Genomic DNA, 12302 nt, shown 5'->3' with positions numbered 1-12302 from the left:
CCGGACCCTTCGCAGGTCAAGTCTCCGCGCCGAAGCCCCGGTGAACGCGCTCGGGGACCCTCTTGACGCGCCCGGTACCGGCTCGTAGTGTCGGCGAAACATTTGGAGAACGTTACCCACAACACTCCGGTCGCACCCGCCCCGCGGCAGCTCGACGACTTCCCGCTTTCCGCACACCCCGATCTGCCAGAGATCAATGAAACGATTCAAGCTAAGTGGGCCCCTGTGACAGCAGATCTCAAGATCCGGCCGCCCGGCCGGACGGCCTCGACACCGCGGACGTCCCGGCGGCGGAACGCCCCGCCGTGGTGGTTCGTCGTGCCGGCGCTGCTGGTTTTCGCCTTCGTGGTGCTGATCCCCAGCGCCCGCGGCGTCTACTACGCCTTCACCGACTGGGACGGCCTGGATCCGGACTTTGCGTTCATCGGGCTGGACAACTTCGCCACCATGGCGAGCGACGCCGACGCGCTGCAGGCGGTGTGGCACACCCTGCTGATCGCGGTCGCCATCACGGTGATCCAGAACGGCCTCGGCCTGCTGCTCGCGCTGGGCGTCAACAGCCTGATCAAGACCCGCAACGTGCTGCGGGTGCTGTTGTTCGCCCCGGCGGTCGTCACGCCGATCGTGACCGCGTACCTGTGGCGCAACCTGCTCGGCCCGGACGGCGCGGTCAACAGCCTGCTCGGCGCGGTCGGTCTCGGCTCCTGGCGGCAGGACTGGCTCGGTGATCCCCAGCTGGCGCTGTGGATGATCGTGCTGGTCGTGGTCTGGCAGTTCGCCGGCTACTCGATGGTCATCTTCCTGGCCGGGCTGCAGTCCATCCCGCGGGAGATCTACGAGGCCGCCGCGATCGACGGCAGCGGCCCGGTGCGCCGGTTCTGGTCGATCGTCCGGCCGCTGCTGGCCCCGGCCATCACCATCAACCTGATGCTGTCGATCATCGGCGGGATCAAGCTCTTCGACCAGGTGTACGCGCTCACCGGCGGCGGACCCGGGCACGCCACCGACACCATCTCCACCCTGATCTACAAGGACGCGTTCACCCTCGGCGAGTTCGGCTACAGCATCGCCCTGGCCGTCGTGCTGACGGTCATCGTCGCGGTCATCTCCGCCGGGCAGTACAGCGTGCTCTCCCGCAACGAGCGGGCGGCGTCATGAACCGCTACACCGGGCGCACGCTTGCCCTCGAGACGGTCATGATCGCCGTCGGCGTCCTCTTCGCCTTCCCGGTGTACGTGCTGGTCAACCTCGCCATCCGGCCCACCTCCGACACCTCGTCGCCGATCACCCCGACCACCTCACCCACGCTCGGCAACTTCACCGAGGCGTGGCGGGAGGCCGGTCTCGGCGGCGCGCTCATCAACAGCATGCTGGTGACCGTCGCCAGCGTGGCCATCGTGCTGGCGGTCTCCGCGCTCGCGGCGTACCCCCTCGCGCGCAGCACGGCACGCTGGTCCCGCGGCACGTTCCTGCTGATCATGCTGGGGTTGATCCTGCCGTTCCAGCTGGCGGCGCTGCCGCTCTACCAGACCGTGCGGGACCTGGGCCTGCTCGGCTCGGTGTGGTCGCTGATCCTGTTCTACGCCGGGCTGCAGGTCCCCTTCACCACCTTTCTCTACGCCGGCTTCCTGCGGGCGCTGCCGCGCGACTTCGAGGACGCGGCCTCGATCGACGGCGCCAGTCAGCTGGCGACGTTCCGCTACGTCGTGTTTCCCATGCTCAAGCCGATCACCGTCACCGCGCTGGTGCTCAACGCGGTCAGCATCTGGAACGACTTCTTCACCCCGCTGCTCTACCTCAGCGGCAGCGACCAGCAGACCATGCCCGTCGCGGTCGCCGGCTTCGTCGGGCAGTTCGTCTCCGACTGGAACCTCATCTTCGCCGCCCTGCTGATCAGCATCGTGCCGGTGCTGGCGGTCTACCTCGCCCTGCAACGCAGCATCATCAACGGCTTCGCCGGAGGGCTGAAGGGATGACGCCCTACGGCCTGACCACCGAACAGCGCACCGAGCCGCTCGGTCTCGGCGAGACCCGGCCGCGGCTGTCGTGGAAACTGCGCAGCGACCGCCGGGGTGCCGCGCAGTCCGCGTACCGGATCACCGCCGAGGTGCTGGGCCGGATCGTCCGCCTTCTTCGCACGCTGGATGACGGACGTGCTCGACGGCCGGGTCGGCGGCATCGGCCGGACGCCGTCCTCGGTCGCCTACCGCGAGCTGCTGCTGCGGCCCACCCCCGGCGGGAGGCTCACCTGGGCCCGCGCCGAGCAGGAGACCGCCCGCGGGCTCGTCGCCTGCGGCTGGTCGCTGACCGGCGACCAGCTCACCGTCACCGTCGCGGTGCCGCCCGGCAGCACCGCGGTCCTGGAAATTCCGACCCCCGACCCGGGCAGCGTGCGGGACACCGGCGCTCCCGTCGCCGCCGAGCCGTCAGCCGGCGGAGCCACCGTCCGGCTGACCTCCGGCCGCTACACCTTCACCGCCACCTCCTATTGATCTCCAACGCGGGAGAACCCATGAAGAAAAGCCTTACCGTCGCGCTCACCGCCGTGCTGCTCACCGCGGCGTGCAGCAGCGGCACCAACGCCACCTCCGGCGACGGTGACAACAAGACCCTGACCCTCGCCTCGGTCGACCAGGGCTCCATCGAGGACGTCGTCAAGGCTTTCGAGGCCGCCAACCCCGGGGTGAAGGTCACCTTCACCACCAGCGGCGCCGACCAGTACCAGCAGCAGATCCGCACCCAGCTGTCCTCCGGCACCGCGCCGGACGTGATGACCGTCTGGCCCGGCAACGGCAACCCCGGCGCCACCTACGTGCTGGCCAAGCCCGGCTACCTGCTCGACCTGTCCGACCAGCCCTGGGCCGGGAAACTGCCGGAGGCGTTCAGGACCGTCGCCCAGTACGACGGCAAGACCTACAACGCGCTGTTCGGGCTCAACGGCATCGGCGCGGTCTACAACGACGCGGCCCTGCAGAAATCCGGCCTGACCGCGCCGACCACCTGGACCCAGCTGCTCGCCTTCTGCCGCGACGCCGCGGGCAAGGGCACACCCGCCTACGCCCTGGGCATCCAGGACAACTGGGTCACCCAGCTCGTGCTGTACGCGCTGGCCGCCACCACCGTCTTCGGCGCCGACAAGGACTTCAACGCCAAGCTCGTCGCCGGCCAGACCACGTTCGCCGGCTCGGAGTGGACCACCGCGATGGCCAAGTACCAGGAGATGGCCAAGGCCGGCTGCTTCCAGAAGAACCCGCTGGGCACCAGCTACGAGGCCAGCCAGACGCTGGCCGCCACCGGCAGGACGCTCGGCATCATCCAGGGCAACTGGATCATCGGGCTGCTCAAGGGCAAGAACCCGGCGGGCACGTTCACCATGAAGGCACTGCCGGCCACCGACGACCCGGCCACGTTCCTCATGCCCGCCGCCGCCGGCGCCGGCTACGGCGTCAACGCCAAGGCCAAGAACAAGGACCTCGCGCTGAAGTTCATCACCTACATCATGTCCCCGGCGGGCATGAAGGTGTTCAACGAGAAGCAGGGGAGCCTGCCGACGCTGCCCGACGCCGGGACCACTGTGGACCCAGGACTGGCTGAACTGACCACGTTCGTCAAGGACAACCGCACAGTGCCGTTCATGGACCAGCTGTGGCCCAACGCCAAGGTGCAGCAGACCATGCTCAGCGGTCTGCAGGAGGTCTTCAGCAACCAGGCCACCGCCGACGAGGTCCTCAAGGACATGGACACCGAATACGCCAAGGGCGAGTAGGCCACCGGGCGGTCTCCGCTCCGACCGGCGCGGAGACCGCACCACCCGATAGACGAAGGAGTCCGATGTCACCGATCAGCAAGCCGGCGATCCTGACCACCGCCGTCCTGATGACTCTCGGCGTGGCCGCGCCGGCGAGCGCCACCCGCTCCTCCGCCGGCGACGTGCGAGTCGTCAAGCTCAGCGTCGACGGCCGTTACGACTCCCCGCTCGGCCTCGACAACACCCGCCCGACCCTCGCCTGGCAGATGGACGAGATCCGCTGCCGCCCCGGCGCGCGGGTCTGCCCCGGCGATCGCCAGACCGCGTACGAGATCCAGGCAGCCGCCACCGTCGCCGAGCTGGCGGCGGGCCGCCTGCTGTGGCGCACCGGCCGCGTCGCCGGCAACCAGCAGCAGGCCCGGTTCGGCCGGGACCTGCGCGCCCGGGACACGGTCGCGTGGCGGGTACGCGTCTGGGACGCCAACCGCAAGGCCTCCGCCTGGTCCCCGCCGTCGACGTGGTCGATGGGCCTGCTGGAGCAGAGCGACTGGGGCGACGCCCGCTGGATCGACTACCCCGACCGCGCCGAGAACCAGCCGATGCCGATCTTCGCCCGCCGGTTCGCCACCGCGAAGCGGGTCGCCGACGCGCGGCTCTACCTCTCCGGCGTGGGGCTGCACCACGCCACGCTCAACGGGCGCGAGATCACCGATGAGGTGCTGGCCCCGGGCAACTCCAACTACCAGCTCTCCAGCGAGTACCGCACCTACGACCTCACCGAGGCCGTGCGCTCCGGCGTGAACACCCTCGGCGTCGAGCTGGGCAACGGCCCCGCCTACGTGCGCCGCAGCGTCACCAACCCGGCGGTCGGGCGCGTCGCCCCGTACTCGTGGTGGCAGAGCCAGCTCAAGGGCAACGGCACGCTGACCGCCGCGGCCCCGGCCGGCGCCACCAGCATCACGGTCAGCGACTCCGCCGGTTACCACGTCGGCGGCACGGTCAACGTCGACACCGGCGGGGGAGGGGACCGCCTCGAATCGCGGGTCATCACCGCGATCGGCACGGGAACCATCACCTTCACCCCGGCGCTGAGCGCCGCCCACGAGGCCGGCGCCAAGGTGACCGGCTCGGGCAACAACATCGCCGCCAGCGACGCCAGCGCGGGAGCGGCCGTCACGCCGAGGTTCATCGCCCGCCTCGACATCACCTACCGCGACGGCAGCAGGGACACGATCGTCACCGACCGGTCCTGGCGCACCGCGCTGGGCCCGCTGGTCACCGACGCCTGGTACTCCGGCTCCGACTACGACGCCCGCCGCGAACAGCCCGGCTGGAACACCCCGGGCGCGAACCTGACCGCCACCGCCACCCGTCGCGACGGCACCCCCACCGGGTGGATCAGCGCCGGCCTCGCCCCGCCGCCGAACCTGGCCACCAGGCTCGTCGCGCGCGCCGCCGAGCCGGTCACCGTGCAGGAGGAGTTCACGCCGGTCTCGGTCACCAACCCGGTGCCCGGCACGTGGGTGTTCGACCTCGGCCAGAACATCGTCGGCCGGCCCCGGCTCAACCTGTCGCGCGTCCCGGCCGGCACCACCGTGAAGATGGCGCCCGCCGAGTCCCTCAACCCGGACGGCACCGTCAACCAGGCGTCGCTCATGGGCGGCGGCGGGTCCCGCGGTGTGGATCTGTTCAACACCTACACCGCGGCGGGCCTGCGCGACGGTGAACGGTGGCATCCGAACTTCACCTACTTCGGCATGCAGTGGGTCCAGGTCACCGGCCTGCCGGCCGGCTTCGTGCCGACCCGCGCCCTGATCACCGGGGTACGCCTGCAGGGGGACACGCCCGTAGCGGGCACCTTCACGTCGTCGAACGCCCGCGTCAACCGCATCCACACGATGGCGCGCTACTCGTTCGCGAGCAACATCATGTCGGTCCTCACCGACTGTCCCGGCCGCGAGAAGCTGTCGTATCCCGCGGACTACACGATGCCGATGGGCGCCATCCACCGGAACTTCGCGCTGAACGCCTTCCTGCGGACCACCATGCGGCACCTCGTCGAGGGGCAGTCGCTGGCGGACACGCCGATGAACGGCAACGTCGCCCTCAAGACCCCGGTGTACGACTGGGGCTACTCCGGCCGTTTCGGCGACGAGATCAACTGGGGCAACGCCATCGTGCTCGTCCCGGCCATCCTCAACGAGCTGTACGGCGACACCACGATGATGGACGCCCACTACGACCGCATGGTGCGGTTCATGGACTACCTCCAGCGGGAGAAGGCCCGGGACTTCATCGTCGACGCGGCACTGGGCGACTGGGTCGGCGACCAACCGACCTCCGGGCGCATCACCGGCACCTGGGGCTACTACCGGACGGCCCAGGCCATGGCCCGCGCCGCCACGCTGACCGGCCACACCGCCGACGCCGCCACCTACACGTCGCTGGCCGGGAACATCAGGACCGCGTTCAACCGGGCCTTCTTCAACGAGGCGCTCGGCCGCTACACGGCCGCCGGCAACGCCGGCGCGGACGGCGCCACGCAGACCGCGCAGGCGCTCGCGCTCGACGCCGGCCTGGTGCCGGAGGACAGCCGCGGCAAGGTGCTCAACGCGCTCGTCGAGCTGGTCTACGCCTACCACCCGAACGGCACCGGCCCGCACCTGAGCGGCGGCACCATCGGCATGGGCCCGATCGTCCGCGCGCTGATGAACGGCGACCGCGACGACGTCCTCTGGGAGACGCTGCAGCAGAACGACCAGCCCAGCTACGGCTACTTCATGGCCGCCACGCCCGCCAACCCCGGCGGCATGACCACCGTCGGCGAACGCTGGAACCGCGGTGACTCCAAGAACCACATGATCCTCGCCCAGATCGAGGAGTGGTTCCACGCGGGCGTCGCCGGCCTTGCCTTCTCGGGTGATCGCCTGATCGTCAAGCCCAAGCCCGTCGGTGACCTGACCAGGGCGGCCGGCTCGTACGAGACCAGGGCCGGAACCGCCCGCAGCAGCTGGGTCAGGAAGGACGGCCGCTTCACCCTGTCGGTCACCGTCCCGGCCAACACCCGGGCCGAGGTCTGGGTTCCGGCCACCAGCAAGCCCTCCGGCCGGGCCACGTTCGAGCGCATCGACGGCGCGTACGCCGTCTACGCCGTGCCCTCCGGATCGCACACCTTCACCGCACCGGCCACGCCGTGACCCAAGGAGATCTCATGAGAACCTCGCGGATGACCCGCAGGACGCTGATCGGCGGGTCGCTGGCCGCCGTCGCCGGGATCAGCGTGCCGCTCCCGGCACAGGCCCACGGCGGCCGGACGATCAACGAGGCCGCGACCCGCTACGGCAAGGTGCGCGGACGACGCGAGGACGGCATCGTCAAGTTCCTCGGCGTGCCGTACGCGACGCCGCCGCTCGGCAGGCTCCGGTTCCGGGCTCCCCGGCCGCCGCAGCGGTGGGCCGGCGTACGGGACGCCGTGACCTTCCCCAACCCGGCCTTCCAGGCGGCGGGCGGCGAGATGGGCCCCACCGGCAACGGCCGGATGCCGGCACCCTCCGAGGACTGCTTGTACCTCAACATCTGGACCCCCGCCGCCGACCGCCGGCGGCGACCGGTGATGTTCTACAACCACGGCGGCGGCTACATGATCGGCTCCGGCTCCGCCACCGGGCAGGACGGCACCCGGCTGGCGCAGCTCTACGACGTGGTGGTGGTCGAGTCCAACCACCGCCTCGGCCTGCTCGGCTACCTGTTCCTCGGCGATCTTGCCGATGGCGACTACGCCGCGAACCAGGGGATGCTGGACATCCTCGCGGCACTGCGCTGGACCAGCGACAACATCGACAACTTCGGCGGCGACCCGGACAACATCATGGTCTGGGGGGAGAGCGGCGGCGGCGCCAAGACCGCGGCCGTCCACACGATGCCGGCCGCCGCGCGGTTGTTCCACAAGGCCTCGATCGAGAGCGCGGCGCCGCTTCGCTTCCCGACCCGTGACGGCGCCACCGCCCGCGCTTCGCGTACCCTCGATCTCCTGGGCCTGACCAGGGCCGACATTCCGAAGCTGGACGACATCCCGGCGGCCCGGCTGCTCGAGATCCAGCAGTCCGAGGCTGCCAACGGCGTCGCACCCTGGGGTGACCCGGCCCCGCTTCCCGGCTTCGGCGCCTTCGTCGACGGCCGCGTCATTCCGCGGCACCCCTTCGCCGACGGCGCTCCGCCGTTCTCGGCCGGCAAGCCGCTGATGGTCGGCACCTGCCGCGACGAGACGGTGTTCTTCAGCCTGTTCGGGCCGCCCGACATCTTCCGCATCGACGAGGCCGGCCTGCGCAGCAGGCTGAGCGGCACCTACCAGGGCGCCGAACTCGACCGCGTCATCACCACCTTCCGCAGGTCCCGTCCCGGCGCGACCCCGGCCCAGCTCTACTTCGCCATCACCACCTCACCCATCTGGCGCGACGCGATCACGATCGCGGAAGCCAAGGCGGCCCAGCGCGCCGCGCCGGTGTTCATGTACCAGCTCGCCTACCCGAACCCGACGCCGGTGCCCGGCACCGACTTCCCCGTCGGCTCACCGCACGCGTCCGACATCCCGCTCAAGTTCGCCACCACCGGACGGGACGAACTGCCGGGGCTGCGGGCGACCGCGAGGCACATGAGCGCCTTGTGGGCCGGCTTCGCCCACACCGGCCGTCCCAGCGCGACCCAGGTGCCGCGCTGGCCCGCCTACACGCCGAGGGAGCGAGTCACGATGTGGATCGACGCCGAGTGCAAGATCGTCAACGACCCGGACCGGGACGAGAGGCTGTTCTGGAAGAACCGCGCCTGAGGCGGGCGGTGTCAGCGGGTGGTGGCGTTCATGGCATGCAGCAGGGTGTGTTCGGTGAGGGCGTCGCCGGTGAGCTCGGTGCAGACCCGGCCCCGGCGGAAGACGACCACGCGGTCGCTGACCTCGGTCAGCTCCGCCGGGTCCGTCGAGCACATCAGCACGATCTTTCCCGCGGCGGCCAGCCCCCTGATGATCTGGTGCATCTCGGTCTTGGCGCCGACGTCGACGCCCCGGGTCGGGTCGTCCAGCAGGATCACCGTGGGTTCGGCCTGCAGCCACTTGGCGAAGACCACCTTCTGCTGGTTGCCGCCGGAGAGCGTGCCGACGATGTCGTCGGGTTCGGCCCGGATGCGCAGGTCCGTGATGTGCCGGCGGGCGATTGCGGTGGCCCGCGCCGGGCGCAGCAGGAAACCGCCGTCGCGGCGGGCCAGCCAGCCGACGCTGGTGATGTTCGCGGCGACCGTGGCGTCGAGCATCAGGCCCAGCCCCTTGCGGTCCCCGGGCACGAACGCGATCCTCCGGCGTACGGCCTCGGCCGTGGTCTGCGGCCGACCCCGGCCGTCCGCCATCCGGACCGTGCCCGCGGCCGGGGCCACCCGGCCCCAGAGCAGATCCAGGACGGCGTGGTGGCCGGCGCCCTGCAGCCCGGCCAGCCCGACCACCTCGCCGGCGCTCGCGGTCAGGGAGACGTCGTCGAGGCGCCCGGCCACGGAGATGTGGTGCAGGGCCACGGCGTCGGCACCCGCCGGGCCGGCGGCGCGGCGATGGGCGGGCGCCGGCGCCGAGCCGAGCATCGCGGTGACCATGTCGGCCACCGACATCTCGGCGGTCGGCACGCCGTCGCGCACGTTGCGGCCGTCGCGCAGGATGGTGATCCGATCGGCGATCGCGGTCACCTCCTCCAGGACGTGCGAGACGTAGAGCACCGCGACCCCGCGCGCGGTGATCCCGCGGACCACCGCGTGCAGACGGTCGACGGCCGCGGCCGGCAGCGCCGAGCTGGGCTCGTCCAGGATCACCATGTGCGGGTTGCCGAGCAGCGCCCGGCAGATCTCCAGGAGTTGGCGCCGGGCCAGGTCCAGCTCGCCCACCCGGGTGTCCGGCGGCACGTCGCCCAGACCCAGTTCGGTCAGCACCGGGCCCGCCCGCCGCGCCATCTCGGCGCGGTCGAGCAGGCCGAGCCGGGTCGGCTCGGCGGTCACGAAGAGGTTGGCCAGCACGTCCAGATCGCCGAAGAGACTCAGTTCCTGGGAGACGACGGCGATGCCGTGCCGGCGCGCGTCGGCGGGGCCGGTGAGCCGCAGGTCGGCGTCGTCCAGGGCGAGCCGGCCGCTGTCCGGCGTGACCACCCCGGCCAGGATCTTCACCAGGGTGGACTTGCCGGCGCCGTTCTCGCCCAGCAGCGCGTGTACCTCACCGCGCCGCAGGCGCAGGTTCGCCCCGGCCAGCGCGGTGACGCCGCCGTACCGCTTGGTCAGCTCGGCCGCGGCGAGCATGTCAGCGGGCGTCCGTGAGCGGCCGGAGCCGGCCCGCCGGGTCGGCGAAGAGCGTCCCGGCCTGCTCGGTGATGCCGGCGCGGCGGCTGGCGTCGGACTGCTGCCGGGACTGGATCGCGGTGATGTTCGCGCTGTCGACGATCAGCCCGGGCGTGTAGAACCAGCCCTTGGGCAGGTCCTCTCCCTTCTTCACGGCCTCGGCCAGCAGCCGCATCGCCACGTACCCCTTGAGGTAGTGCTCCGGGGAGATGGTCGCGAAGTTGGTGCCGTCCTTGACCGCCTCCAGCGTCTTGGCGTCCAGGTCGAACCCGCCCGACAGCCAGGTGCCCTTGGTCTCCCTCTTGAGCCTCGCCAGCGAATAGCTGTCCGCGTCGCCGACGCCCAGGAAGGCGAGTGCGCGGCTGTTCGCCCGTACCTGGGAGGACCAGGCGTTGTAGCTCTGGCCGGGGTCGCTGAAGGTCTGGAACGGTCCTTTGACGACGATGCCGGGGAGCTTCTTGGCGAAGGTGTCCTTGATGGCCCTGGCCCGCATGTCGAGGACCGGTACGCCCGGGTTGGGCACGCCGAGCACGACGGTGCCCTGGGCGCCGGGCGGAAGGCGCTTGATCGCCTCGTCGGCGAGCTGCGTGCCGAGTTCGTAGTTGTCGTTGCCGACGTAGAGGTCCACGTTGCTGCCCGGCAGCGGCACGGTGTCCAGCGCGACGATCGGGATGCCGCGGGCCACGGCCTGGGAGAACGGCCGGGTGAACAGGTCCGGGGCGAGATTCTCGACCACCGCGCCGTCGCGGTTGGTGGTGACGGCGTTCTGGAACATCTGGACCTCTTGCGGTCCGTCGGTGGTCGCCGGGCCGATCACCTTGAGGTCGACGCCGCCGGCTTCCTCGGCGGCGTACTTGCCGCCGTTGGCCATCTCCAGGGCGAAGTTGAGGCTGACGTTGGCGACCACGAACGACATCTTCTTGGGTCCGCCGCCGGCCGTGCTGCCGGAGGAGCCGCCGTCGCAGGCGGTCAGGCCGAGCCAGCCGGCGAGCAGGACGGCGAACAGGGGTCTTGAGCGGAGCATCCGGGGATCCTTCCGGGCAGGGGTGGCGGGGTCAGGTGCGGTCGGTGGAACCGCGTCGCCGGACGGCTCTCGCCTGGCGCAGGCCGCTGTCGAGAGCGACGGCGAGCAGGATCACCGCGCCGGTCGCGAACGTCGTCCAGTTGATCGGGACGCTGAAGAACACCAGGCTGGCGGCGACCACGCTGAGGATCAGCGAGCCGAGCGCCGCGCCCGGCACGGAGCCGGTGCCGCCGCGCAGCGGGGTGCCACCGATGATCGCGGCGGCGATGGCCATCAGCTCGTAGCCCTGTCCGACGGTGGGGTCGCCGGCCACGAAGAACGAGAGCGCCAGCACGCCGGAGACGCCGGCCAGCAGGCCGGTCACGGTCAGGGCCTTGATCCGTACGCGATGGACCGGAATCCCGGTGAACGCGGCGGCCTCGGGGTTGGAGCCCACCGCCCGGATCTGCGCGCCGAACCGGGTCCTGGTGAACACCACCGTCATCAGCGCGGCCGACAGCACCAGCGCCCAGACCGCGCCCGGCAGTCCCAGCACGGTCCCGCCGACCACCTGGAACAGCGGGTGGTCCTGATCGAGGCCGCCGACCTGCTGGCCCTGGCTGAGGGCCAGCGCCAGGCCCTTGTACAGCGACAGGGTGCCGAGCGTGGCGATGAAGGACGGCACCCTGACGTACGTGGTGAACACTCCGTTGGCGAAGCCGAGCACGCCGCCGAGCCCGACGGCCAGCGCGGCGGCGAGCCACGGGCTCAGGCCGTCGCGGATCAGCAGCGCCCCGACGACGATGGTGAGCGCGTAGGTCCCGCCGACCGAGAGGTCCACCTCGCGCATCGCCAGGGCGAAGACCATCCCGATCGCGAGGATGCCGATGTACGAGGACTGCCGCGCGATCTCCAGCAGGTTGCCCGAGTCGAGGAAGTCGCTGCGGAAGCCGCCGACCAGCGCGACCAGGACCACCAGCACGGCGAGCACACCGGCCTCGTCGGGCAGCCGGGCGCCGCGCCGGCGGCCCGGCGGGCCCGGCGGGGACGGTTCTCCGGCGATCTCGGTCTGCGGGCCGGTCATCGCCATCATCGCCTCCAGACCCGTCGGGCATCCGCTCGCCGGACGGACTCCACGGTGCGGTGCCAGCAGGGTCGTCCGCAAAGGTCGCCGCCACAAGGGCGGCGTTC

The 12302-nt window shown here is 71.1% G+C and carries 9 protein-coding genes; 6 read left to right on the top strand and 3 right to left on the bottom strand.

All coding sequences use genetic code 11. The features are described 5' to 3' along the window. Positions 1 to 225 precede the first annotated feature (225 nt). The 6 genes from ACIBQZ_RS27845 (at position 226) to ACIBQZ_RS27820 (ending at position 8573) form a co-directional block, all read left to right on the top strand. Positions 226 to 1158, top strand: a complete 933-nt coding sequence (locus ACIBQZ_RS27845; protein WP_396091743.1) for a carbohydrate ABC transporter permease — start codon at positions 226 to 228, stop codon at positions 1156 to 1158. Then, a complete protein-coding gene (locus tag ACIBQZ_RS27840) occupies positions 1155 to 1976 on the top strand; it encodes a carbohydrate ABC transporter permease (RefSeq protein WP_396091742.1) in 822 nt (273 codons plus the stop codon). The genes ACIBQZ_RS27845 and ACIBQZ_RS27840 overlap by 4 nt, the downstream gene beginning before the upstream one ends. Before the next feature lie 168 nt (positions 1977 to 2144). Then, positions 2145 to 2492, top strand: a complete 348-nt coding sequence (locus tag ACIBQZ_RS27835; protein ID WP_396091741.1) for an alpha-L-rhamnosidase C-terminal domain-containing protein — start codon at positions 2145 to 2147, stop codon at positions 2490 to 2492. A 20-nt stretch (positions 2493 to 2512) separates the two neighbouring features. After that, on the top strand, positions 2513 to 3766 hold the full coding sequence (locus tag ACIBQZ_RS27830) for an ABC transporter substrate-binding protein (RefSeq protein WP_396091740.1): 1254 nt from the start codon (positions 2513 to 2515) through the stop codon (positions 3764 to 3766). 65 nt (positions 3767 to 3831) lie between these two features. After that, positions 3832 to 6945: a family 78 glycoside hydrolase catalytic domain gene (locus tag ACIBQZ_RS27825; RefSeq protein ID WP_396091739.1), complete on the top strand. Its 3114-nt coding sequence runs from the start codon at positions 3832 to 3834 to the stop codon at positions 6943 to 6945. 14 nt (positions 6946 to 6959) lie between these two features. Beyond that, entirely contained in the window at positions 6960 to 8573 is a 1614-nt protein-coding gene (locus ACIBQZ_RS27820) for a carboxylesterase/lipase family protein (protein WP_396091738.1), read from the top strand. Positions 8574 to 8584: 11 nt separating this feature from the next. Here the strand turns inward: ACIBQZ_RS27820 and ACIBQZ_RS27815 are convergent, their stop codons facing one another. The 3 genes from ACIBQZ_RS27815 to ACIBQZ_RS27805 are packed head-to-tail and all read right to left on the bottom strand — an operon-like array spanning position 8585 to position 12195. Then, on the bottom strand, positions 8585 to 10069 hold the full coding sequence (locus ACIBQZ_RS27815; protein ID WP_396091737.1) for a sugar ABC transporter ATP-binding protein: 1485 nt from the start codon (positions 10067 to 10069) through the stop codon (positions 8585 to 8587). 1 nt (position 10070) lies between these two features. Next, on the bottom strand, positions 10071 to 11132 hold the full coding sequence (locus tag ACIBQZ_RS27810) for a sugar ABC transporter substrate-binding protein (RefSeq protein ID WP_396091736.1): 1062 nt from the start codon (positions 11130 to 11132) through the stop codon (positions 10071 to 10073). Between the two features lie 31 nt (positions 11133 to 11163). Beyond that, positions 11164 to 12195, bottom strand: coding sequence for an ABC transporter permease (locus ACIBQZ_RS27805; RefSeq protein ID WP_396091735.1), 1032 nt, complete (start codon positions 12193 to 12195; stop codon positions 11164 to 11166). Positions 12196 to 12302: the final 107 nt, after the last annotated feature.

It is taken from the genome of Actinoplanes sp. NPDC049599 (assembly GCF_044465625.1).
Lineage (GTDB): Bacteria > Actinomycetota > Actinomycetes > Mycobacteriales > Micromonosporaceae > Actinoplanes.
Note: the sequence above shows the minus strand (reverse complement) of the source record. Positions and strands in the feature narration are given on the sequence as shown.

What these genes read in the sequence shown, in the direction of transcription:
- ACIBQZ_RS27820 (WP_396091738.1), top strand. Translation starts at nt 6,960, where the DNA reads ATGAGAACCTCGCGGATGACCCGCAGGACGCTGATCGGCGGGTCGCTG.
- ACIBQZ_RS27830 (WP_396091740.1), top strand. Translation starts at nt 2,513, where the DNA reads ATGAAGAAAAGCCTTACCGTCGCGCTCACCGCCGTGCTGCTCACCGCG.
- ACIBQZ_RS27825 (WP_396091739.1), top strand. Translation starts at nt 3,832, where the DNA reads ATGTCACCGATCAGCAAGCCGGCGATCCTGACCACCGCCGTCCTGATG.
- ACIBQZ_RS27810 (WP_396091736.1), bottom strand. Translation starts at nt 11,132, where the DNA reads ATGCTCCGCTCAAGACCCCTGTTCGCCGTCCTGCTCGCCGGCTGGCTC.
- ACIBQZ_RS27835 (WP_396091741.1), top strand. Translation starts at nt 2,145, where the DNA reads ATGACGGACGTGCTCGACGGCCGGGTCGGCGGCATCGGCCGGACGCCG.
- ACIBQZ_RS27840 (WP_396091742.1), top strand. Translation starts at nt 1,155, where the DNA reads ATGAACCGCTACACCGGGCGCACGCTTGCCCTCGAGACGGTCATGATC.
- ACIBQZ_RS27815 (WP_396091737.1), bottom strand. Translation starts at nt 10,069, where the DNA reads ATGCTCGCCGCGGCCGAGCTGACCAAGCGGTACGGCGGCGTCACCGCG.
- ACIBQZ_RS27805 (WP_396091735.1), bottom strand. Translation starts at nt 12,195, where the DNA reads ATGACCGGCCCGCAGACCGAGATCGCCGGAGAACCGTCCCCGCCGGGC.